21 protein-coding genes and 1 pseudogene are annotated in these 21,956 nt (G+C 64.8%); 7 read left to right on the top strand and 15 right to left on the bottom strand.

The genetic code is table 11. The features are described from left to right. Positions 1-63: 63 nt before the first annotated feature. From FHG66_RS18290 to FHG66_RS18315, 6 genes are all read right to left on the bottom strand, one after another. Positions 64-1,005 (bottom strand): sugar phosphate isomerase/epimerase family protein, encoded by a 942-nt coding sequence (locus tag FHG66_RS18290; RefSeq protein WP_139078497.1) that lies wholly within the window; start codon positions 1,003-1,005, stop codon positions 64-66. A gap of 35 nt (positions 1,006-1,040) precedes the next feature. Further along, positions 1,041-2,063, bottom strand: coding sequence for a Gfo/Idh/MocA family oxidoreductase (locus FHG66_RS18295; protein ID WP_139078498.1), 1,023 nt, complete (start codon positions 2,061-2,063; stop codon positions 1,041-1,043). Continuing rightward, a complete protein-coding gene (locus tag FHG66_RS18300; RefSeq protein ID WP_139078499.1) occupies positions 2,060-2,965 on the bottom strand; it encodes a sugar phosphate isomerase/epimerase family protein in 906 nt (301 codons plus the stop codon). Before FHG66_RS18300 ends, FHG66_RS18295 begins: the two co-directional genes overlap by 4 nt. Positions 2,966-3,056: 91 nt before the next feature. Next, positions 3,057-3,872 carry an ATP-binding cassette domain-containing protein gene (locus tag FHG66_RS18305; protein ID WP_139078500.1) on the bottom strand — a complete coding sequence of 272 codons (816 nt, stop codon included), beginning with the start codon at positions 3,870-3,872 and terminating at the stop codon, positions 3,057-3,059. Further along, the gene (locus tag FHG66_RS18310) at positions 3,872-4,921 is read right to left on the bottom strand and encodes an ABC transporter permease (protein WP_139078501.1); all 1,050 of its coding nucleotides are present in this window, start codon (positions 4,919-4,921) and stop codon (positions 3,872-3,874) included. Before FHG66_RS18310 ends, FHG66_RS18305 begins: the two co-directional genes overlap by 1 nt. Before the next feature lie 135 nt (positions 4,922-5,056). Beyond that, positions 5,057-6,037, bottom strand: coding sequence for a sugar ABC transporter substrate-binding protein (locus FHG66_RS18315; protein WP_139078502.1), 981 nt, complete (start codon positions 6,035-6,037; stop codon positions 5,057-5,059). A gap of 148 nt (positions 6,038-6,185) precedes the next feature. Here FHG66_RS18315 and FHG66_RS18320 point away from each other — a divergent pair, with 148 nt between their 5' ends. Continuing rightward, the gene (locus tag FHG66_RS18320; RefSeq protein ID WP_139078503.1) at positions 6,186-7,220 is read left to right on the top strand and encodes a LacI family DNA-binding transcriptional regulator; all 1,035 of its coding nucleotides are present in this window, start codon (positions 6,186-6,188) and stop codon (positions 7,218-7,220) included. 164 nt (positions 7,221-7,384) lie between these two features. Here the strand turns inward: FHG66_RS18320 and iolG are convergent, their stop codons facing one another. The 7 genes from iolG to FHG66_RS18355 all read right to left on the bottom strand — a co-directional run bounded on the left by iolG (position 7,385) and on the right by FHG66_RS18355 (position 13,978). After that, positions 7,385-8,386 (bottom strand): inositol 2-dehydrogenase, encoded by a 1,002-nt coding sequence (gene iolG, locus FHG66_RS18325; RefSeq protein ID WP_139078504.1) that lies wholly within the window; start codon positions 8,384-8,386, stop codon positions 7,385-7,387. Positions 8,387-8,434: 48 nt separating this feature from the next. After that, positions 8,435-9,259, bottom strand: a complete 825-nt coding sequence (locus FHG66_RS18330) for a 3-methyl-2-oxobutanoate hydroxymethyltransferase (RefSeq protein WP_139078505.1) — start codon at positions 9,257-9,259, stop codon at positions 8,435-8,437. 2 nt (positions 9,260-9,261) lie between these two features. Continuing rightward, entirely contained in the window at positions 9,262-10,038 is a 777-nt protein-coding gene (locus FHG66_RS18335; protein WP_139078506.1) for a hydroxypyruvate isomerase family protein, read from the bottom strand. A 1-nt stretch (position 10,039) separates the two neighbouring features. Then, entirely contained in the window at positions 10,040-10,351 is a 312-nt protein-coding gene (locus FHG66_RS18340) for a MocE family 2Fe-2S type ferredoxin (RefSeq protein ID WP_139078507.1), read from the bottom strand. Positions 10,352-10,490: 139 nt separating this feature from the next. Next, positions 10,491-11,732, bottom strand: a complete 1,242-nt coding sequence (locus FHG66_RS18345) for a Gfo/Idh/MocA family protein (protein WP_139078517.1) — start codon at positions 11,730-11,732, stop codon at positions 10,491-10,493. A gap of 94 nt (positions 11,733-11,826) precedes the next feature. After that, positions 11,827-12,807 (bottom strand): sugar ABC transporter substrate-binding protein, encoded by a 981-nt coding sequence (locus tag FHG66_RS18350; RefSeq protein ID WP_139078508.1) that lies wholly within the window; start codon positions 12,805-12,807, stop codon positions 11,827-11,829. 136 nt (positions 12,808-12,943) lie between these two features. Continuing rightward, positions 12,944-13,978: a sterol desaturase family protein gene (locus FHG66_RS18355; protein WP_139078509.1), complete on the bottom strand. Its 1,035-nt coding sequence runs from the start codon at positions 13,976-13,978 to the stop codon at positions 12,944-12,946. A gap of 247 nt (positions 13,979-14,225) precedes the next feature. Between FHG66_RS18355 and FHG66_RS18360 the strand changes: the two genes are divergently transcribed. The 5 genes from FHG66_RS18360 to FHG66_RS18380 all read left to right on the top strand — a co-directional run bounded on the left by FHG66_RS18360 (position 14,226) and on the right by FHG66_RS18380 (position 17,670). Next, positions 14,226-15,227, top strand: coding sequence for a LacI family DNA-binding transcriptional regulator (locus FHG66_RS18360; RefSeq protein ID WP_281282968.1), 1,002 nt, complete (start codon positions 14,226-14,228; stop codon positions 15,225-15,227). Positions 15,228-15,773: 546 nt separating this feature from the next. Then, a complete protein-coding gene (locus FHG66_RS18365; protein WP_139078511.1) occupies positions 15,774-16,631 on the top strand; it encodes an intradiol ring-cleavage dioxygenase in 858 nt (285 codons plus the stop codon). A 41-nt stretch (positions 16,632-16,672) separates the two neighbouring features. Further along, positions 16,673-17,080: a hypothetical protein gene (locus tag FHG66_RS18370; protein ID WP_139078512.1), complete on the top strand. Its 408-nt coding sequence runs from the start codon at positions 16,673-16,675 to the stop codon at positions 17,078-17,080. After that, entirely contained in the window at positions 17,077-17,484 is a 408-nt protein-coding gene (locus FHG66_RS18375) for a DedA family protein (protein ID WP_139078513.1), read from the top strand. The genes FHG66_RS18370 and FHG66_RS18375 overlap by 4 nt, the downstream gene beginning before the upstream one ends. 6 nt (positions 17,485-17,490) lie before the next feature. After that, positions 17,491-17,670, top strand: coding sequence for a hypothetical protein (locus FHG66_RS18380; RefSeq protein ID WP_139078514.1), 180 nt, complete (start codon positions 17,491-17,493; stop codon positions 17,668-17,670). Positions 17,671-17,918: 248 nt separating this feature from the next. On the opposite strand, the gene FHG66_RS18385 is transcribed toward FHG66_RS18380, so the two are convergent. Beyond that, entirely contained in the window at positions 17,919-18,650 is a 732-nt protein-coding gene (locus tag FHG66_RS18385; RefSeq protein ID WP_139078515.1) for a pyridoxamine 5'-phosphate oxidase family protein, read from the bottom strand. Between the two features lie 74 nt (positions 18,651-18,724). Between FHG66_RS18385 and pdxR the strand changes: the two are divergent. Further along, positions 18,725-20,155, top strand: a pseudogene (gene pdxR / locus FHG66_RS22785) (MocR-like pyridoxine biosynthesis transcription factor PdxR). Positions 20,156-20,523: 368 nt separating this feature from the next. On the opposite strand, the gene FHG66_RS18395 reads toward pdxR, so the two are convergent. Beyond that, positions 20,524-21,426 carry an ArdC family protein gene (locus FHG66_RS18395; protein WP_139078516.1) on the bottom strand — a complete coding sequence of 301 codons (903 nt, stop codon included), beginning with the start codon at positions 21,424-21,426 and terminating at the stop codon, positions 20,524-20,526. Between the last annotated feature and the right edge of the window lie 530 nt (positions 21,427-21,956).

The following is a 21,956-nucleotide window of genomic DNA, read 5'->3' on the forward strand; positions in this document are numbered from 1 at the left end:
AGCCCCGCAAGGAAAACCCTCGCTGGGCTGGGCGCTGTTCAGGGTCCAAGGCCCTTGTTGGTTTTAGCGGCTGATCGTAGCTTGGAGCGCATTGATCGAGGATTGAACGCCTGCCTCGGTGGACATGGTGAAGTCCTCCATTTCCAGGCTCACCCAGCCATTGTAGCCGCACATGCGGACCACTGAGAAAAACTCCTTCCACCACTGAAGGTCACGTCCTGCGCCCACGGCAACGTAGTTCCAGGCCCGGTTGGCGACGTCGGTGACGTCCTTGAGCTCCAAAAGGCCGTTCACATCCGCGAGGCCTCGCTCGATGCGTGTGTCCTTTCCGTGGCAGTGGTGGATTGCCCCCTTGAGCGCGCGGGCCGAGGCAATGGGGTCCGCTCCCATCCACATCAGGTGCGAGGGGTCGAGGTTCATGCCGACCTTGGGTCCAACTGCGTTGCGCAAGCGGAACAGCGTCTCGGGGTTCCACACCAGCATGGCACTGAAGTTCTCGAGCGCGTAGCGCTCCACCCCTACCTCGTCGGCGAGCCTCACAAGGCCCTCCCAATAGGGGATCGCGCAGTCTTCCCATTGGTACCGGTCGCGCTCGGGCATCTCGTCGGGCCAGCTCTTGGTGTAGACGAGCCAGTTCGGGACCGTGTCGCCAGGCGCGGCGGCTGGGAGGCCGGACATGGTCACCACAGTCTTGACGCCGATCTCGCCCGCAAGACGGACAGTTTGCTCGATCTCGCGGCGGTGCCGCTCGCCCAGGGGACCCGGGTCGAGGGGGTTGGCGGAGCAATTGAGCGCCGCGATCTCGAGGCCGCGCGCCTCTATCTCCTTGAGGGCAGCCCTGAGCGCACCCTTGTCAGCCAGCAGCCGGTCGGCGCGAAAGTGGGGACCTTTGGACCAGCCGCCGCCGGTCATCTCGATCCCCTCGACGCCTAGCGCCACGCATTTGTCGAGCATGTCAGTAAAGGACAACTCGCCCATTACGTCAGTGCAAATGGAAAGCTTCATCGGTTCTGTCTTCTCTTTAGGAGGAGCGCCGGGCCTCAGGCCGCGACGGCGACCGGCACTCCGTAGAGCGCGGGCTTGCCGCGCATCCGCACGGGTTCGAGGTGTCCACTCTCGACCGCCCGGAGAGCCGCGTCGGCGACCAGGGTGGCCGCATAGCCGTCCCAAGTGCTGGGGCCCGTTGCCGTGCCCTGGCCGGCGGCAGCGATCCACTCGCGGAACTCCTGGTCGTAGGCGTCGATGAAGCGCTCGCGCCAGTCCTCGGGAATGGCCTGGCGGATGCCGTGATGGTCGCTGATAACGGTGGCCGGGCGGTTCGGGAGCGAGGCCACGCCCTCCTCGCAGCTCACTTCGCCGCGAATGTCGTAGCCGTAGCCAATGTTCACCGAGATCTCGACATCCACGAGCGCGCCGGAGACGGTGTGCAGGAGCACCAGGGTCGGATCGCGGAGGTCCTTGCCACGCAAGGAGCGTCGGGGCACGCGCACCTCCACGCCGGTGATCTCATCGTCGAGGAGCCAGCGCGAGATGTCCGCGTCATGCACCAGCGTGTCGTTGAGGGGCATGTCGGAGGTGTAGAGTCCCTCAGGCACCGAGGCGTTGCGATGCACCGAGTGGTAAAGGAGCGGCGCGCCCAGGGTGCCGCCGTCGATCACCGCCTTGAGACGACGGTAGTCGCCATCGAAGCGGCGCATGAAGCCCACCTGCACGAGGCGGCGCCCGAAGGCCACTTCGGCGTCCATGACCCGTATTGCGGCGGCTTCGGATGTCACGAGGGGCTTCTCGCAAAAGACCGGCTTGCCGGCGCTGATACACTCGAGAAGCTGCTCTTCATGGGCGGGACCCCAAGAGCAGATCACCACCGCTTGCACGCTCTCGGACCGGATCAAGGCTTGGGGCGTATCGAAGACCTCGGCGCCCTCGGGAGCAGCGGTCAGGGCGCGCCCCTGATCAATGTCGGTGACCGCGACCACCCGGACGCCGGACAGGACTTGCGTGAGACGGCGGATGTGGTCCTGACCGATCATCCCCGTCCCAATGACTCCAACGCGAAGGGTCATTTAGCGCTCCAATGCTTGTCGATGTAGCGTTGCATCTCGGCGCGCATGAACGTGCCGGACTGGTCGGCCTTGTCTTCCCAGGCGAAGACGCAGGCGGTCATGATGCCGTCGAAGCCGATCTCGGCCAGCGTGCCGAAGAAGTCGTCCCAGGGCACTTCGCCCTGGCCGATGTTGAGGTGCTGGTGAACACGCGCCTGGGTGCCGGGCGGGTTCAGGATGTAGCGCAGGCCCGAGGAGGCCTTGTGGTTGAACGTGTCGCCCACATGGACATGCGCGATCACGTCCTTCGCCTCGCGCAGCATCGCGACGGTGTCGTCGCCGAAGTAGAAGGTGTGGGGCGCGCAGTAGAGGAACTTCACGCGTGGGGAATTCACCGTGCGGATGATGTCGAGAGCGGGCTGGATCGTCTCGCACCAGTCCTCGGGGTGCGGCTCCACATGGAGGTTGATGCCCTCGCGCTCGAAGATCGGCACGAGCTCTTCCATCGAACGCCACCAGGCGTCCTCGCAGGCCTCGACCATGCTTCCGGTGTGGCAGCAGTAGCAGGACCCCTTGTCCGGGTGCGGGCCGCGCCCGAACTCGGAGTTCATGGTGTCCACTTCCATCTCGACCGCAATCTCGATGGCGCGCTTCCAGTGCTTGACCGCCGCCTGCCGCTCCGTCTCGTCGGGGGACGCCCAGCGGTACATTGGCAGCAGCGACGCGATCTTGACGTTCTCCGAGGCCAGTGCCGCCTTGAAGGTCCGGATGCGGTCGGGGAACACCCGGGGCGCCTTGAACCATTCGAGGAAGTCGCCCCGCGGGCTCATCTCGATCCAGTCGTAGCCCAGCTCGCGCACCTTGCGCGGCAGATCCTCAAGCGAGAGGTGGCGGTGCATGAAGGGGTCGAGGGCGATCTTCATCGTGGGGTCCTTCGCCATACAGGCGTCGCGGGAAAGTGGGGTAGGGATTGCTGGCGCCGCGTGGTGGGTCGTCCCGCTGCGGCGCCTAGAGTTACGCTACAGGCGATGCGCGACTGCCTTCAGCGTCCATGACGTCTTGGACCTCGGCATCGAGGTTGGCCAGGGACTCGCCACCAGCCATGAGGTCGGTGATCTCCTCGCGGGTCTTCTCGCCCTTGAGGAAGTTCGCAGCGAGCGCGCCTCGGATCAGCACAGCGAAGTGGTCGCCGACGGCCATGGCGTGCGTGACCTGGTGGGTGATAAAAATCACCGCGAGCCCGCGCTTGCGCGCCTCCAGCACGATGCGCAGGACGTGGGAGGCCTGTTTGACGCCGAGCGCGGCCGTAGGCTCGTCAAGGATCAGAAGGCGGGCGCCGAAGTGGACGGCCCGGGCGATAGCCAGTGACTGGCGCTCGCCCCCTGACATGCCGCCCACCAGGCGGTCGCCATCGTCGATGCGCGTGATGCCGAAGCCTTGGATCGACTTCACCGCGATCTCGTTGGCGGTGGCTCGGTCGTAGATCCGGAGCGGCCCCCACTTCTTGGTGGGCTCGCGGCCCACGAAGAAGCAGCGTCCGACGCTCATCAGCGGGAAGGTGCCGCCGAACTGGTGGACCGTAGCTACGCCCATCTCGCTCGCCTCGCGAGGGTTGGCAAAGGTGACCTCCTTGCCGTCCATCAGGACGATGCCGGAGGTCGGCTTGTGCACGCCTGAGAGAGTCTTGATGAGCGTGGACTTGCCGGCTCCGTTGTCACCGAGAAGGCAGAGGACCTCCCCAGCATCAACCTTGAGCGAGATATCGTGGAGGACGTCTATGGGACCAAAGGACTTGTTGACGTGGCGAAGCTCGATGATCGGAGCAGGCATCACGACTTTCCCTTCTTCGGGCTGTAGTTGAGCGCCATCTTGCGGAACGTGTTATTCAGGAGCACCGCGAGGAGCAGCAGCACGCCGATGATCAGCGACGCCCAGTTGGCGTCAAATCCGGTGTAGAAGATGCCTTGGTTGACGATGGCGAAGGTGATCGTCCCGAAGACTATGCCCACCACTGAGCCGAAGCCCCCGGTCAGCAGCACGCCGCCGATCACCACCGAGATGATGGAGTTGAAGATGAAGCTCTGCCCCGTGGAGACCTGGGCCGAGTTGTAGAGGATCGCCTGGGAGATGCCGATGAAGGCGGCCGCGAACCCGCTACTCATGAAGAGCTGGATGATAAGGCGGTCGATGGGGATGCCCTCGTTGCGGGCAGAGACCTTGTCGCCGCCCAGAGCAAAAATCCAGTTTCCCCAACGCGAGATGTGAAGGAGGAAGCCCACCACGACTATGGCCACGAGCCACCACAGGATGGTGACTTGGAAAATGCCGGCAATGAACTGACCCAGCAGCGCTTTGCCAATCGGGCCTGTTTGGATCGGGACGCCAGTGCTGCCAGTGATGATGACACTGAGACCCAGAGTGAGGCCCGCCACAGCGAAGAGGCTGCCCAGGGTAACAATCAGCGACGGCACACCGGTGCGGATCACGAGGATCCCGTTGACGAAACCCACGAGGAGGCCAAGCGCCAGGGCCGCGGCAACGCCAAGGATGAGGGGCAGGCCGAAGTAGCCGGAAATGATCGCCACTGTCATCGAGGCGGCAGGGATGACCGAGCCGATGGAGATATCGAGTTCGCCGGCGATCATCAGGAGACCAACGGGCAGAGCAACGATGCCAATCTCGGCGGCGACGTTGAGCCAGCTCGCCGTGCCGCCTAGCGTCACGAAATTTGCGCCTCCGGCGATGGCGAAGAATATGAAGACAATCACCATACCAAGGAACGAGCCCGCTTCGGGCCGGCGCGCCAGAGCGCCGAATGAGAAGCTGCGGGCAGATCGCGTGGCGGGTGGCGCGCCTGTTCGGTGAAGGGTATCGGACATTGCGGTGAGGCTCCCGGAGGGTGATCCTGATCGCGGCATGGCGCCACCCTGGCACCGGCCGCTTGGCCGCGACCGGCCCCGGTGGCGCAAGGCCTGGGGAGCCGGTCGGATCGATCTGGGCGGTCAGTGCCCGCCTTAGCGGGTGCCGGACGCCACGCCGGCCATCGTCGCCTCGACATTCGAGGCGTCCACGATGCCGGGGCCGGTCAGGATCTGCCTAGTTGGCACAGTCAGGCCGTAGTTGACGTAGTTGTTCAGCAGCGCCACCGCGAGGAAGCCCTGGAGGTAACCCTGCTGGTCAATGGCGAAGAGTTGCGAGCCAGCTTGGATGTTGTTCAGGATGGTCTGGTCCATATTGACGCCGCCGAGCTTGACCCGGTCGGCCGCGCCCGCCTGCGTAATCGCGATGGACGCCGAGTTAGCGTCCACGTTGCCGATGGTGTAGAGACCCGTCACCTCGGGGTTCTGAAGCAAGTGCGCCTTGATGGCCTGCGTGACAGCGGTCGGGTTGCCGAAGCTCGTCATCGGCAGCGGCAGCTCTTCGGCCGTACCACCTTTACCTGTGGCGCCCTCGGCCAGACCCGCACATTGCGCCTGCAGGTTGGCGGCGCCGGGTAGCGTGTTGACGCAGACAAGGTTGGTAACGCCCGCTTCAGCGAAGTACTCGCCAGCGGCTTTGCCCGCGAGGAAGTCGTCGCTGCCCACGTAGTTCATGGCGCCCAGCCGGTCGGCGGCCTCTAGACCACCGGCGTTGTAGATGATGAGCGGGATGCCGGCCTCGGTCACGGCCATGAAGGCCTCGTCCATCGACTCCGGAACCCAGTCGGGGCCGACGATGGCGTCGGCACCTTGGGCGATGGCAGTACGGATAAGGTCCGCCGCGTCGGCGCCAAGATTGTCGTAGTTCTGCGGCCCGAGCCAAGTCACGGTCCCGCCCTGGGCTTCGACGATCTGACCCGCATCCTCGGCACCGCGCTTAACGATGGACCAGAATGGGTCATCCGCCTTGCCGCCGATGACGAAAATGTTGGCGCCATCCTGCGCCATGGCCGTGCCCGCCGAGGCAATAGCAGCCGTAGTCATGAGGGCAACTGCGATGCCCTTGAAGTTTGTCATGTGATGCTCCTCCCAGTTCGCTTTAACAGCGATGCTTTCTTCGTGAGCTGCTGCATATCTCAAGGTTTCTTTTGGACATAGACGTAATTTGCCTTACAGTATCATTAGTTTCAGAGTTACAATGATACTTTGACACATGAGAGATGTCATGAAGAGACCCAGGATCGTCGATCTTGCTCAAGCGGCTGGCGTTAGCGTGGCTACGGTCAACCGGATCTTGAGCGGCTCGACTTCGGTGCGTGTGGCTACAATCCAGCGGGTCCAGGACGCTGCGGCAGAGATTGGCTTCCACGGCCTGAATACGATCGATTCGCGCCGGACGAAGTCCATGCCCTATTATCGCCTGGGCTTCCTACTTCAGCAGTCTAGCCGCGAGCTCTACCGCCTGTTCGGACAAAAGATCGAAGAGGCAGCGCTTCAGCGGCAGCACGAACGCATTGAGCCTGTTTTGGAGTTTGTGGACAGGCTCGAGCCCGAAAACATCGCAGCTCAGCTGAAGGCATTGGGCAATACCTGCGATGCCATCGCCCTGATTGCAGGAGATCACCCATTGATTGGGCAAACCATCCAAGCTCTCAGGGCCAATGGCAAGCCAGTCGTGGCCTACATCACCGATCAGTCGGCCCCCGGACGTGCGGGCTACGTGGGCACCGATAACTGGAAGCTTGGTCGGACGGCCGCTTGGTTTATAGCGCAGACAACCAAGGGCTCTGGCCGGATCGCCGTTCTGATCGGAAACCATCGTTATCAGTGTCAGGACATCTCGGATGCCAGCTTTCGCTCTTACATCCGCGAGAATGCACCTCACCTGACGGTCGATGATTGTCGGCCGACGCATGAGGAGCCTCAAGAAGCCTATCGCATTACAGCTCGATTGCTTACGGAATTGGACGATCTGGTCGGCATCTATATCGCCGGAGGCGGGATTTCTGGAGTATTGCAGGCCTTGAGGGAAGCACCGGAGGGGAAGCACCGCTCGGTCCGTCTCGTGTGCCGGGACATCGGACCGGAGACGCGAAAGGGCCTAGCCGAAGGGTTGATCACTGCAGCGCTGTGTCATCCTCTTGAGCAGACTTCGAGCCAGCTCGTCCAGACTATGATCGATGCTATAGGGCAACTGCAGGGCAGCCCGATCCTGCAGCGAACTATCCCTTTCGAGATTATCACCCCAGAGAGCCTTTGAGCGTTCAGGCATCAATGCTGTCGCTCGGAAGGCGTCAGGCAGAGGTCTGCGAAGAGCCCAGACTGGGCTGCTCCTCGTACCTAGTGACGGCCTTGCAGACGCAACTGTGAGTATTGGATGCGCGCCTCGCAGTGGACTTCAGACGGATCAGCCCGCGCGGCTGCTCAAGCGAGCACGTTTGCGACGTTCACCGCTTCGCCCGTCACGCACGACCGCGTCGCGGCCTCGGCCAGGGTTAAGGCGTCGATACCGTCCTGAAGCGTCACAGGTACTGCGGTCCCGGCCTCCACCGCCACCACGAAGGCCGCCCATTCGGCCGCGTAGGCACGCATGTAGCGCTCGAGGAAGAAGAACTCGGGCTTGGCGCTGACCACGCCCCCCGCCGTGGACTTGGCGACCGTGTGCTCGAGCATGTTACCGGCGCTCAGCAGCCCTTCAGAGCCTAATAGTTCCACGCGCTGGTCATAACCGTAGACAGCTCGGCGTGAGTTCTTGATGACAGCGATGCGCCCGTCAGCCCACCGGAGGGTGACGACGGCGGTGTCGACGTCGCCTGCCGCCCCGATGGCGGGGTCGATGATCGACGAGCCTACCGCCATCACCGTTTCAGGTAGGGTCCCCATGAGCCAGAGCGCCATATCGAAATCGTGAATCATCATATCCCGGAAGAGCCCGCCCGACACTTTGACGTAGGCGACAGGGGGAGGCGCGGGATCGAAGGAGGTGATGGACAGAAGCTCGGGCCTGCCAATCTCACCTGTGTCAGCGGAAGCCTTAAGGGCGGCAAAGTTAGGGTCGAAGCGGCGGTTAAAGCCGATCATCACGGGCTGCCCGGTCGCGGAGGTACGACCAAGACAGGCCCGAGCCCGCTCGAGGCTCAGGTCTACCGGCTTCTCGCAGATCACGGCCTTGCCGGCGGCCGTGGCAGCCTCAATCAGGTCTGAGTGGGTGTCCGTCGAGGTGGCCACGAGCACCGCGTCAATCGCAGGGTCGGTGAGGATGGCCTCCGTGGTGCACGCCTTGGCACCGTGTTGGGCAGCCAGCCACCCAGCCGCATCCACGTTAACGTCGGATACCGCTACTAAGCGGCTACCTGGGTGGGAGGAGATAGCGCGAGCATGAACGGTGCCGATGCGACCGGCGCCGAGGAGACCGACGTTGAGCATGGATGATCCTGGATTTGAGAAGCCGTCGCGAGGCGACAGACGCGGGATTCAGACCTGTGCGGCTGAGAGGAAGTTGTCGAACTCGGCGTCAGCCATCGGTACGACGTGCTTGGCCTCGGGGTAGGCGCCCGAGGCCACGTCGGCCTTAAACTCACCGAAGGCGGCGACGCGCTCGGCTTGCAGGCGGGCGAACTCGGCGTGGAAGTCGCGGTAGGTCTTGGCGTGGCGCGGCTTGTGGCCCCGTGTGTAGCCCAGCACGTCCTCGGCAAAGAGGTACTGCGCGTCCGCCCCCGGCCCCGCACCCATGCCCAGCATGATCATGGAAGTGTTGCGCGAGATCCAGGCGCCCAGGCGGTCGGGAACGACTTCGAGCTCGGCTCCGAAGGCGCCGATGGCCTCCAGGCGCTGGACGTGCTCCCAGACAGCGCGCGCCTCGCTTGCGGTCTTGCCGACGGCGCGGAAGCCGGTCCAGGTGATGTAGGAGGGGATCAGGCCCACATGCGCCACGATGGGGATGTGGTTGTCGCAGAGCACCTTCTGGATGTCCAAGGAGGCCGCGCAATAGAAGCAGTCTCCGCCAATGGTGGCGAAGTGGAAGGCCGCGCGCAGGTAATCCTCGGCTGTGGCGAGCGGCCGGCCCTCAAAGGTCCCGCATCCGCCATAGGGCAGGCCCACCTGCACGAAGCAGGAACCCGCCGCCTCGCGCATCGCGGGCGAGAAGAAGCGCCCCTCGATGGAGAGCATATTGATTCCCGCCGCATTGGCGGCAGCCGCCTCGTCGGGGGTGGTGACGTAGAGCATTGAGATCTTTCGACCTTGCGCTTTCATGGCGCGGAAGTCGGCGACGGTGGGACGAGCGTTGTGTTGGGCCATGATCAGACCGTGAATGTAGTGCGGAAGGCTTCCAGGGCGGCTTCGGGGTCGCCGGAGGCCCAGGCCTCCATGCCGACCGGGCCGGTGTAGCCCATCACTACGAGGGCGCGGGCCACGCCGGGCCAGTTCACCTCGCCGGTGCCGGGCTCGCAGCGCCCCGGCACGTCGGCCACCTGGATTTCGCCGATCCAGGGGAGGCACTTGCGGCAAAGCTCGATCAGGTTCCCCTCGCCGATCTGGGCGTGGTAGAGGTCGAGGTTGAGGCGCAGCCTCGGGTGGTCGATGGAGGACACGAGCGCGAGCGTGTCCTCGGCCCGGCCGAAGGGGACGCCGGGGTGGTCGACGGGGAGGTTCAGGTTCTCGAGCGTGAAGGTCACGCCCTCCTCCTCGGCCATGTCCACCACGCGGGACAGGGTGTCGCGGGCCTTGAGCCACATGGCCCCGGTGACAACCTCGATGGGCTGGACGGGAAGACCGCCCTCGCCCAGGCCGGTGCCGTGAAGGTTGAGGCGTTGCACGCCCAGGCGCTTGCCCACCTGCGCGGTCTCGCGGGCGGTGGCCAGCAGCTCCGCCGCGCCCTCGTCGTCGGTGAGGCGGCCGCGGAGGTAGCCGTTCATGATGGTGAAGGTGGCGCCCGTCCGCTCCAGGGCCGAGAGGTCATGCTCGGGCCAGTTCCAGAGGCCGACGCCGAAGCCCATCTCGTGCAGGCGCGACGCGCGCCACTCGATCGGGCGGTCGCGCCAGAGCATCTCGGCGCAGGCGGCAAGGGGGAAGGTCATGTCAAAGCCCAATCAGCACCCGGTCGCCTTCGATGCGCACCGGGTATGTGTTGAGGTTCACGCACACTGGAGCCCGCTTGGCCTGGCCGGTGCGGTAGTCAAACTGGCCGTTGTGCTTGGGGCACTCGATTGCGTAGTCCATGACCAGCCCCCCCGCGAGGTGGACGTTCTCGTGGGTGCAAAGCCCGTCCGTGCAGAAGAACTCGCCGTCCGGGGAGTGGAAGATCGCGAAGGTGCGTCCGCCGTGGTCCCAGCGCATCACGTCCTCCTCGTCGATCTCGTTTGTGGCGCAAGCGTCGGTCCAGGTCGTCATGGATAGGTCCTATTGGGGTGAAACGGTTGTTAATCTTGAGGCTGCACCAGACACGACGGGCTGACTGCACCCCCAGGACTGATCTTCGAAACGCAAAGCCTGCCGAGAAGGGCTCGCAAGGAAGCCGCATTTGTCGATACTAGCTTTGGACCGAAACGCCCTTGCCAGGGAGCCCAGGCTCCCCAGTTGACCCTTCATCAGTCGAGGCGTTCAGCTCGCAATCTTCCCAAGAGCCTGACTCATTTGATCGCACCGCTGCCTCGACGAAGGCGACTCCGGCGGCGGCGTCCTTGACGGTCGGATAGCCAAGCATCCCGTCGGGAAGCACTTGGCCAGTTCGTCGGGCCTCCACCGCGAGGCCGAGCTCCGTGTAAAGGTTGGCCCAGGCTTCGAGGATACCCTCGGGGCAGCCGCGCGGCATCCGGGCGAGGCGGCGCGCCTCCGGGTAGAGGCCGCCTGCGAAGCCGGATTGATAGCGCTGCGCCGGGGCGTCGAAGGGCGTCACGATCAGCTCGTCGCCTCGTTCCTGGTTCCAGTCGAGGGCGGCCTTGGTGCCGAAGACCCGCAGCCGCAATCCGCACTGGTTCCCGATGGCGGCTTGGCTGACCATGAGCGTTCCCGGCACGCATCCGAAGCGCATGTGGCAGAAGGCGGTGTCTTCGAGGTCCTTCGGCTCGCCTGAGACGTGGAAGTCGGCGCGCACGCTCGTCGCCGGTTGGCCGGTGACGAAGCTCGCGAGGTGAACAGCGTGGGTCCCGATGTCGCCGGTGGTGAAGCTGCCGCCGCTGCGCGCGGGATCGACCCGCCAGGGCTGCTTGCCCCCAGCATCGGCGATCAGGGTCGCCGCGAACTCCTGGAAGTATTCGACATGGATCTGCCGCAGATCGCCCAGCTCGCCGGCGCGGATCATGGCACGGGCCTGCCGGACCATGGAATAGGCCGCGTAGGCGTAGGTCACACCAAAGACGAGGCCGGAGGCCTGCTGCGCCTCCACGAGGCGCAGGGCGTCCTCCACGGTGGGCGCGAGAGGCTTGTCGCAGATGACGTCGATTCCCTCAGCTAGGAAGGCCTCGGCCACGGGCGCGTGCAGGTGATTGGGCGTCACGATCGCCACGGCGTCGATGCCCTGCGGGTGCGCCGCTTCGGCGCGGGCCATGGTGCGGAAGTCGGCGTACGTCCGATCGGAGGGCAGCAGCCACTCCCGGCCGGATTGCCGGGCCCGGTCGGGGTCGGACGAAAGGGCACCGGCCACGATTTCCCAGCGGCTCGACAGCCGCGCAGCCTGGGCGTGGATGGCTCCGATAAAGGCGCCGGCGCCGCCGCCCACGAAGCCCAGCCGCATCAGCCGGGAAGGCGGCGGGAACGGCGTGAAAGTAGGCATGGTCACGGATGTTTCCTTGTCACGGACGCGTGCTTGGCTCGGCAAAAGGGAGGAGCCGGCCCTAGGAGATGCTCTAGGGCCGGCGGCTGGCTTATCAGCGTGCCCCGGCCGCGACGCCGGCAATGGTCGCCTCGATGTTGCTGCTGTCCACGATGCCGGGCCCGGTCAGGATCGGGGCCGTGGGTACATCAAGGCCGTAGTTGACGTAGCCGTTGAGGAGCGACACCGCGAGGTAACCCTGGAGGTAGGGTTGTTGGTCGATGGCGAAGAGCTGATCGCCCGCCTTGATCCGGTCAAGCGTACCCTGGTTCATGTCAAAGGTGCCGAGCGCGACGCGATCGCCCACGCCGGCCTGGCTGACTGCGATGGCCGCGCTGTCGGCGTCGCCCGCACTGATGGTGACGAGGCCATCCACGGTGTCGTCCTTGAGGAGCACGGCCTTGATCGCCTCGGCAACTGCAGTCGGGTTGCCGAAGCTGCTCGCAGGCAGAGGCAGTTGAGTGGAGATCCCGCCGTTCTCGGCCATACCCTCGGCGATGCCTTGGCAGCGGGCCTCGAGGCTCGCGGCACCCGGGATCGTGTTGACGCAGATAACGTTCTTGGCCCCGTGCTCTGCGAGGTAGGCCCCACCTGCGCGGCCAGCTTCGGAGTCATCGCTGCCGATGTAATTCATGGCACCAAGCTCTTCGGCCTTCGCGAAACCGCCGGCGTTATAGATGATCACAGGGATTCCAGCATCCACCGCCGTCTTGAAGGCGTCGTCCATGGCCTCGGGCACCCAGTCGGGAGCGACGATGGCATCGGGAGACTGACTGATTGCCGTTCGGATCAAGTCGGCCGCGTCCGCGCCGAGATTGTCGTAGGTCTGCGGGCCGAGCCAAGTGACAGAGCCACCCTGAGCCTGAACAACCAGGCCCGCGTCCTCGGCGCCGCGTTTGACGATGGACCAGAATGGGTCGTCTGACTTGCCGCCTACCACGAAGATGTTGGCGCCATCCTGGGCGGCGGCAGCCGTGGCAAACCCTACGAGGGCCGTGGCTGCAAGGAGCGCCCGCAGGCGCATCGTGGCCGTCATTCTCTGTCTCCTCCCTGGGCCGCCGTGAGCGGCGTTTGTCGTTGTTCGCGGCCTGACGCCGTCTTGGTGTTGGATCGGCTTGAAAGTAATGGGTTGCCCGACATTCTCCGTCGGCCGGACGCCTATGCTGCTTGCATCACTCGGCAGGGGTCTGCCGCGCCTTAGCCTGTTTGGCGTTCATGCGCTCGACCTTCTTCTGGTAGCGGGCCTCCATGCGGGCCTCGCCTTCCTTGCTGCCGTCGTGCCAGGTGCCGAACCACTGATCGAGCGGAATGAGCCCATCGCCGCCGTAGTTCACCTCGAAATGCTTGTGGTGGAGGTAGTGGGTGTAGGCATGACCATCCATCACAGTGTCTTCCGTGAGCTCCAGCCGATGGAAGCCCAGATGGCCGTTCACTGCCCCAAAGCCCGCCATATGGAGCTGGAACAGACCGACGATCGGGTTCGAGGGGATCACGAGGTGCCAGAGCGCCACCGCGTGGTAGAGGAAGCCCTCCACCGGGTGCATCGACAACGACGACCAGGGCGACGGGTTCACCGAGTTGTGGTGGACCGAGTGGATCCACTTGTAGAGCGGGCCCCAGTGGATCAGCCGGTGGATGCAGAAGAAGTGGACTTCGTGAATTATGGGCGCCGCGAGCACCAGGAGAGCCAAGTAGACCGGGTGGTCGGCCCAGCCGAGCCATGGGACATAGCCGTTGGCGAAGCACCAGAGCATGAACACCTCGACCACTGTCCAGAGCGGGATCGAGATGAAGAAGCTGCGCAGGAAGTTGTCGATGTTCTGGCTTTGGAACCAGAACACGTCCGAGGGCTGCTCGGCGGGGAACTTGCCGTTATACTTGAAGCGCCGCTCCTGCTTCTGGAGCACGTAATAGCGCAGCTCGAAGATGCCGTAGAAGACGAAGATGGCGGCCGCGTTCACCGCGTAAAGCCAGAGCGCCCAACCCCAGGACAGGGTCTGCAGGGTCTCCAAGTCAGGAATGACAAGATACCAGTAGGCGAGCGTGGTCGCCATGTGGAAGGCGTTCCACGGCCAGACGTACTCCAGCGCGAAGCGGCCCAGGTCACGCAGACCGAAGGCACCGCGCCAGAACGGCGGCAGCGCGACGGTCTCGTGAGGGGTGAAGTCACCCCGCTTGTTGCGTTTGCCGAATCTGAGATCGTCCATCACGTCTCTCCGTTCGTCTTGGAAGTTCAGCGGGGCTGCGACTTGTCCTGGGTCGCCTTGCGACGCCGTCCTGCTCGACCACTGTCTTTGCGATACATCGAACTTCGTCGCTGATAACATTGACAGCCAAGCACAGTCTCCTAGAAGTTGTCAGGAGACGTCATTTTCCGTCATTCTTGTCTTTTCTCCCGGATGAAGAAATGACAGTCTCTTTCAAAGGAGAGATGCCATAGGCCGTCGGGTTACCATAGATGACTTAGCCGAGGCCGCTGGCGTGAGTGTCTCAACAGTGGACCGCGTGCTAACCGGTCGAGCCAAAGTGCGCCCGAAAACAGCAGAACGGGTCCTCGCTGCCGCCGAGGCGATAGGTTTCTATGCGGCTCCCATCCTGCGAGAGCGGCTGGAAACTGTGCAACCTGTGCATCGCCTCGGCGTGCTCCTCCAACAGTCGAGCCGCACCTTCTACAGGATGCTCGCGGAGGCGCTTTCTGAGGCGGCCGCGGGCGACCCTGGCTTAGGTCTAGACATTGCTCATATGGACGACCTCTCGCCCGAAGCAGTAGCGGCGCGCATGATGGAGATGGGATCGAACGTCCAAGCGCTGGCCGTGGTCTCTGCCGAACATCCCCGCATCACTGAGGCAATCGAAAAACTCGCTAGCAAAGGCGTCCGCACTGTGGCGCTCATATCGGCTCTTACCGCTCCCTCAGGCGTCGCCTACGTCGGCCTCGACGCTTGGAAGGTGGGCCGCACTGCCGGCTGGGCCTGCGCTCGGCTCGCTCGTACACCAGGCCGCCTAGGCATCTTAGTCGGGAACCACCGCTACCGCTGCCAAGAGCTCAATGAGTCAGGGTTTCGCTCATACCTGCGCGAACATGCCCCTAGCTTTACCGTTCTCGAGCCGCTGACAACTTTCGAGGATCGTGTGGTCGCGCGTGAGCAGACCGAGAGACTGCTGGCGGCTGAGCCTGACCTAGCTGGGCTTTATGTTGCGGGCGGCGGCATCACTGGAGCGCTAGCTGCGGTTCGGGACGCTGCCCGTGAGAGCCTTGTGGTGGTAGGCTATGAAAGGATGCCCACGACCACGACTGGCCTCCTCGACGGCACACTTGACTTCGTGATCGCGCATCCCCTCCAGCGCCTGGCAACCGAATGCCTAGAGGCGCTGCTGCAATGCGCCCAAGATCCCAACTATCGGCCGAACGATCGCGTCGTACCCTTCGAACTTGTGACGTCTGAAAGTCTATGAAGCGAGGAAGATACAGTCCGAGCTGCAGGCCTACTTCCTCGACAGCCTCTTAGCGAAGGCCGAGAAGCGGCAGGCCTCGCGCCGTGGGTCACGGCATTGCCCAGAAGGTTGGACAGGAGCTGCCCGATGCGCAGCGGGTCACACCGGAGGGGCCAGGGTAGATCCAGCGCAAGTTCAATCCTTTGCTCCGAGGCGGCGGCTCCACAGGACGTGCCTCCTCGCTAGGCCCAGAGCTGCAGCAACCCGACAACGATGCGCCTGATGAAGTGGTCTCCTAATCTCCCCTGACGTGGAGCTCAGATCCTGCCTACCTCTGCGCATATATAATCCGCACAGCCCAACTCATTGATCGACTGAGGTCGAGAACTGGCTGCGTCTTTCAAGATGGGCGCACAGTGTCAGAGTCCTTGTTGGCGCCAAGCTACCGGTTCGACGGACATGGTCTCTGCCCAGGAACAGCAACCAGCTTTCTTGCATCCGACGGAAGTCGCTCCAAGTCGCGTTCAAGAGGCCACACAACGCCCCATCCGACGCCAGGAGGCTCCCATGGCCCGACCCGACCCGACCCGCCGCGCCCTTCTGGCCTCTTTGGCCGCCTCGCCGGCGGTGATGCTGGGCGCGCGTCCCTCGCTTGCGCAGGAGGCTGCTGCTACAGGTGCGGGGCTGATCTCGCCCAATGTCTGCATGCTGGCCACCGAGGTCACCGAGGGGCCCTACTACACCGACCCCGAGCTTGTCCGCGCCGACATCACCGAGGGTAAGGAAGGCGCTGCGATGGACATGATGATCCAAGTCGTGGACGCCGCCTGCCAGCCCCTGGCCGGAGCGCGCGTGGACATCTGGCATTGCGACGCTCAGGGCAACTACTCGGGCTATGCCAACCAGGGCTCGGACGGCACCGTGGACACCTCTGCCGAGACCTTCCTGCGCGGAACCCAGATTGCGGACGAGCGCGGGATCGTGACCTTCCAGAGCATCTACCCGGGCTGGTATCGGGGCCGGACCACGCATATCCACCACAAGGTGTTCGTAGACGAGACCAACGTGCTCACGGGGCAGATCTTCTTCCCCGACGCGCTGTCGCAGTATCTCTATGACAACGTGCCGCCCTACAACGACCGGGCCTCGGCCCGTGACACGGTGAACGCCAACGACCACATCGCCGAAGACGCTGGCGAGGGCGCCTATGCCGCCGTGCGCGAGGCACCGGACCGCTATGTGGCCACCCTGGTGATCGGCGTGGACCCGACAGCGGTGAGCCAAGGCGGTGGCCCTGGCGGAGATGGACAGCCGGGCGAGCCGCCGCCGGAAGGTGGACCGCCTCCAGGCGAAGGCGAAGCGCCTCAGGGCAACCTCGGCGGCAACAGCGCCGGACCCGCCACGCTGGTGCCGGGTCAGGAATGACCGGCCTCTTTGCTTAACAGCCAGTCAGGTGGCTTTTTCCCATGCTCCTAGCTTTGCGCCGCCATCCCTGGCTCACGGCCGCGTTCTTCCTCTTCACCGCCCTGGCGCTCTGGCTCCTTGTCGAGACGTTCGATCATGCGCGCGGCTGGCATGGCGCACCGGAGGAGGAGGTCCGACCCTGGATGACCGTGGGCTATGTGGGCCGCTCCTGGGAGCTCGATCCTCGCGCCATCGACGGCGTAGCGGACCTGCCGCTCCCCGAAGAGGCCGGCCGGCCCCTGACCCTGCAAGAGATTGCCGACCGGCGCGGTGTGCCGGTGGAGGACATCGTCGTCCTTGTCGAAGAGGCTATCCGCACGTTGCGTGAGGAGGAACGAGCGGAAGGGCGGGACGACAGACCCGGCAGCGCGCTGGACGAGCTTGGCCACCGCGAAGGCTCAGCTCCGTGACCGAATGGCTCCTGGCCCTGGTTCCCACATGGGGGCCGTGGCTCCTTGCAGCCTGCACCTACCTCGCGTGCCTGGCCCTGCCGGTGCCCGCCTCGATCCTGCTCCTGGCCGCTGGGGGCTTCGCGGCGGCCGGAGACCTCTCGCTTGTAGCTGCCATTATCGCGACGCTCGCGGCCGCCTTCCTGGGCGACCAGACCATGTATGCCGTCGGTCGACGCGGCGGAGCTGGGCTTCTCGACCGCATGGGGAGCCGGGCACAGCCTATCGCGCGGGCGCGCGACCTGCTTGCCCGGCGGGGCGCCGTGGTGGTGTTCCTGTCGCGGTGGCTAATCTCGGCGCTTGGGCCTTATGTGAACCTTGCGGCCGGAGCCTCGGGCATGGGCTGGGCCCGCTTCACCTTCTGAGGCCTCTTGGGCGAGGCGGTGTGGCTCGGGCTCTACCTGGGGCTTGGCTATGCCTTCACTGGCAACCTGGAGGCCGCCTCGGTCTTCGCGTTGCGCATCCTTCTGCTCCTCGGGGTCGCGGCAGTGGCCGTAGGGCTCGGCCTCTGGCTGCGCGCCGCAATCAGAGCAGACCCGGCGGGAACCTGACGCATATGTATTTCAAGAATACTGTTGAAAAACTCGGCCGAGGACTCTTTCAGGCGCCCTTCGGCCAGCTCAGTCAGGCTCGGAATTTTACAAGCTGCTGATTTTGTTAGAGGCAGTTTGGCCCGAAAGTCCGTCTGGGAGCTCTCGTCGGCTTGCCACCGAGTCTTTCAACAGTATCCAGGAGATACGCACCAAGTCGCAATCAATAGAGGACAGCTCACGCTTCGCTGGTACCAGCCGAACTGATCTCAGGGTTCGCTGCGGGTCAGATCTCCGCGATAGGCAAGAACGTGAGCCTCCGATAACGCCTTTTCCAGGGCTCGGTCGACGCCGTAATTATTAAGGCTCGTCGGGCGCTCCACCCCGGCCATCAGTCGTGGGCAGGGCTCGGGCTTGCCCAAGACCATGCGCACGGGCAGCCGCTCGGCGTAGATGGGCAGATCGTAGTCCTCGTCCACCACGCCTTTCGCCCTGATCTTTGCCGAGGCTCGCTCAATGTCCATACTCACTACCGCCGTTGCTTTGATCTCCTGCTCGGTGCTGAGCCGCAAATGGGCCGTGCGGCCCGTGAAGAAGCGATCCACCATCATGACCAGCGCACGCCGTTTCTCTTCCGGGTCCTCGACGAGCCGGGCGTGGCCGAAGGCCATGACGGAACGGTAGTCGGCGGAATGGTTGAAGCCGCACCGCGCAAGCACGAGGCTGTCGAGATGGGTGACAGTCAGACACACGGGCTGGCCACCTGACTGGTTGCGCAGCATGCGGCTGGCGCTCGATCCGTGCCAGAAGAGGCGGGTGCCTTCACGCCAGAAGAGCGTAGGCGTGCAGTAAGGCTGCCTGTCCACGACGTAGGACACATGGCAGAGTGCCGCGGCGTCGAGCAGGGCATGCACCGTCGCATGGTCGTAGAAGCCCCGGTCATGCCGTCGCTTCACACGGTTGATCCCGTCCACAGGGTAGCTCGCTATGATGTCGTCCATTAGATCCTCTCGGCTTGATGGCGGGTCAATGCACGAGCAAAGTGGGTGGATCGAGGTCCAATCCCGGAGCAATCATGCCGACCACTTTGCGTCCGCGCCGCGCCGTGCTCGAAGTGCCGCTCCGGTTTGATCCTGCCGCGGGCAACCAGGCGGCCCAGGTTCGCTTGGCGCTGCGAGGCGCGATCTTGGCCGGCCAGCTTGCGGCGGGGCTACGGCTGCCCTCGAGCCGCGACCTTGCGGCACAGCTAGGAGTCCGCCGCAATGCCGTTGTGATAGCCTACGAGCACCTGATCGGCGACGGCTTGGCGGAAGCCCGGCAGGGCTCGGGAACGTTTGTGGCGGCTCACCTGCCTAGCCCTCGGCAAGAGCCTGAGTCCCGGGCACCCTTTAGGCTTAAGGTTGCGCCACGGTCGGCCTTTGCCTTGGGCCAGGCTCACGTGGATCCAGTCGTGCTTCGGCGTCTCGCGAATGCGGTGCGCTGGCGTATTGCCAGGGCGAGCTTGGCCGACCTCGCCTACGGTAAACCGCGTGGTTCGGAGGCGTTGCGGGTGCAGGTCGCAGCCTACTTGGCCGCAAGTCGCGGCATGCGTGCGAGCCCCGATCGAGTCCTCATCGTCAACGGCACGCAGCAGGCGCTGCGCCTCGTGGTGGCCGCACTCTTCGCTCCTGGGGACATCGCTTGGGTCGAGGACCCGGGCTACCGGGTCGCCCACGATACCTTAGAGGCCGCCGGCCTGCGCCTAGCGCCGGTGCCGGTCGACACCCAGGGCGTCGACGTCGGTGTAGAAGTGCGTTCGGCTTCAAATGCCCGGGTAGCCTACGTCACACCGTCTCACCAGGTCCCCTTGGGCGTGACCATGAGCCTGGCGCGGCGCGCGGCCTTGCTCGACTGGGCATGAACTACGGGCGCTTGGGTTTTGGAGGATGACTACGACAGCGAGTTCCGCTACGACGGCCCCCCTCTCACGGCACTTGCAGGGCTAGATGGCAACGACCGGGTCATCTATCTCGGCACCTTCTCCAAGACACTGTTCCCAGGACTGCGGCTGGCCTTTGCCGTCCTGCCGGAGGTGGCGCTCGAGCGGGTCATCGCCGTGCGCGCGACGTTTGACCGCGTCCCGCCGGTCTTCTTGGAGGGCGCGGTCGCCGATCTTCTGGCAGACGGGACCTTCGCGGCGCACCTGCGACGAGCGCGAGCGCGGGCTCGCGCCGGTCGGGACAGGCTGGCCGAGGCACTGGCCGAAAGCGCGGGCGGCCTCCTGGACGTCGGTGTGCCGGCGCAAGGGCTGCACCTCCTGGCCAGGCTGCCTGCCGGTGTATCGCGCGACACGGCCCAGCACATTCGAGCAGAGGCCAAGGTGGTGGCCGGCCTTGTGTCGGACACACGGCTGACCTTTGAGGGCCCCGAAGGCTTCATCCTTGGCTTTGGCGGGCACTCTTTAGCGGACCTCACCATGGCTGCAATACGGCTCGGCCAAGCCGTGCGGAGCCACTTGGAGGCGTAAGGCAGAATCAGCTTTAGACTACGTCAGCGCAGTCGTTCACCCAGTCGAACGGGGCATAGAAGGCGCTGTAGGCGCCTTCGTAACCCCGGGAGAGCAACTCGTCGCGCAAGCGCGAAGGCACGGTCTTAGTCATGGCCGCGCTGATCTTATTTCCGCTGGAAGCGGGAATGCTGGTGCGAAGCGCTCGAGGTGGGTGCGAGCGGAAGGACTCAAGCTCACGCGGTGGCTCCTCTGATTACAACAGGACACAAGGGAGCCGTGCGGACCCATGCTCGATAGGCCCACAGGTTGACAGAACGCGTGGGGAAGGAACACCGACGACCCCTGCAGCCGCGCAGGGGTCGGGGACATCAACGATATGGGGCCGCTTACGCCGCCACCGCCCGCTCAACCTCAGGAGCCATGCCGCAGCGCTCGGCGATGAAGTCCACAGCCTTTTGCGCCTCGCTCGCAGCCCGGAAGATGGCCTTCTTGTCCTCGGCCAGGGCTTTGAGCCAACCCTCGACGTAAGCGGCCGACTGGTCGATGGACGGGATCAGGCCCAGAGTCGCGAAGAGGAGGCACTGCCCGATCTCGGCCACGAGTTCCTCGAAGGCGTAGGCCTGCCGGTCCTTGCAGCGGGTCAGCCGGTCCAGCCGCGCCGCCCCTCCCGTCCAGTGTACTGCCTCGTGGCCCAGCGTCTCATAGTAGCCCTCCGTGGTGTGGAAGGTGGCAATCGGGGGCATGTGGATGAGGTCGTGGGCGGGGTGGTAGTAGGCCCGGGGATCGGCGCTGGTCTCGATGGTGGCGCCCAGCCGGGCAAAGTAGGCCTCCAGCGCGTCGTCGGGTCGGGTGCCCAGGTCCTGGGGGGTTTCGACCTCGCGGGTAAAGCTCTCCGGCAGGCCGTCCACCTGATCAGCGTTGAAGACGTGGTAGGCCCGGAGATAAGGCCGACGCACCTCTTCCCCCGCCTCGCCCTCCTTCTCCACCACTCCGTACTTGACGACGAGGGTGGAGCGCTCGCCCTTGCGGACTTGTCCGCCCAGCTCGCTGGCCTGCTTGTACGTCATCCAGAACGGAGACGCGTAGCCCTTCTCGGCCGCCTCCAGCCAGAGCATGAGGACGTTGATGCCGCGATACCGCTCGCCCGTGGCGCGCAGCGGGAAGGCTGCGCCACCCCCCTGCCCCGTCCACGGCTTGCGCCAAGGGGGCGTGCCCGCCTCTAGGGCGGCGATGATCCGGTCCGCGATCTCGCGCTCGGGGTCGAAAGTCTTGGTGATCTGAGAAGCCATCTGTCAGGTCTCCGCGTGGTGGTATTTGCGCGGCGTGTGTGGGTCTGGGTGCCCTTTGCGCCGCCTTTGGGCGGAGCCGTCCTGATCTGCTGTCTGAAACAGGCCCCGCATGTTTCGGACGGCAGAGCGGGGCGGGCGACAGCCCGGCCCGCGGCCCGGGGCTGGGCCGTCAGAGGGGGCGGAGGGGCCCGGTGGTGCGGCCCGCAGCCGTAGGCGAGGACACGGCGGGCCCTGGAGCCGACCGCGCCCCAGGCGCGGGCGCTCGCCCCTTGACGGACCGGACCCGGGATGCGTGGCGGCATCACGAAGCAGCGGAAGCGTCGCGCGGCCCCTCTCCGGCCGCGCGTCCGTCTCCCCTGGAGCCCGGCCCCTCCTGGCCGGGCTCGCCGCCTTACCCTCCCGCAGCAAGGGTCTGGCCCGCACCTGGGCCGGACCAAGCACAAGCCTCACCCCGGGCCTGCGTCAGGGATCGTTCGTTAACAGCGGTGGTGGTCAAGGCTCTTGGTTCGACCCCATGGATCCTTGGAGGA

Origin of the sequence: Rubellimicrobium rubrum, assembly GCF_006152115.1 — a bacterium.
Lineage (GTDB): Bacteria > Pseudomonadota > Alphaproteobacteria > Rhodobacterales > Rhodobacteraceae > Rubellimicrobium > Rubellimicrobium rubrum.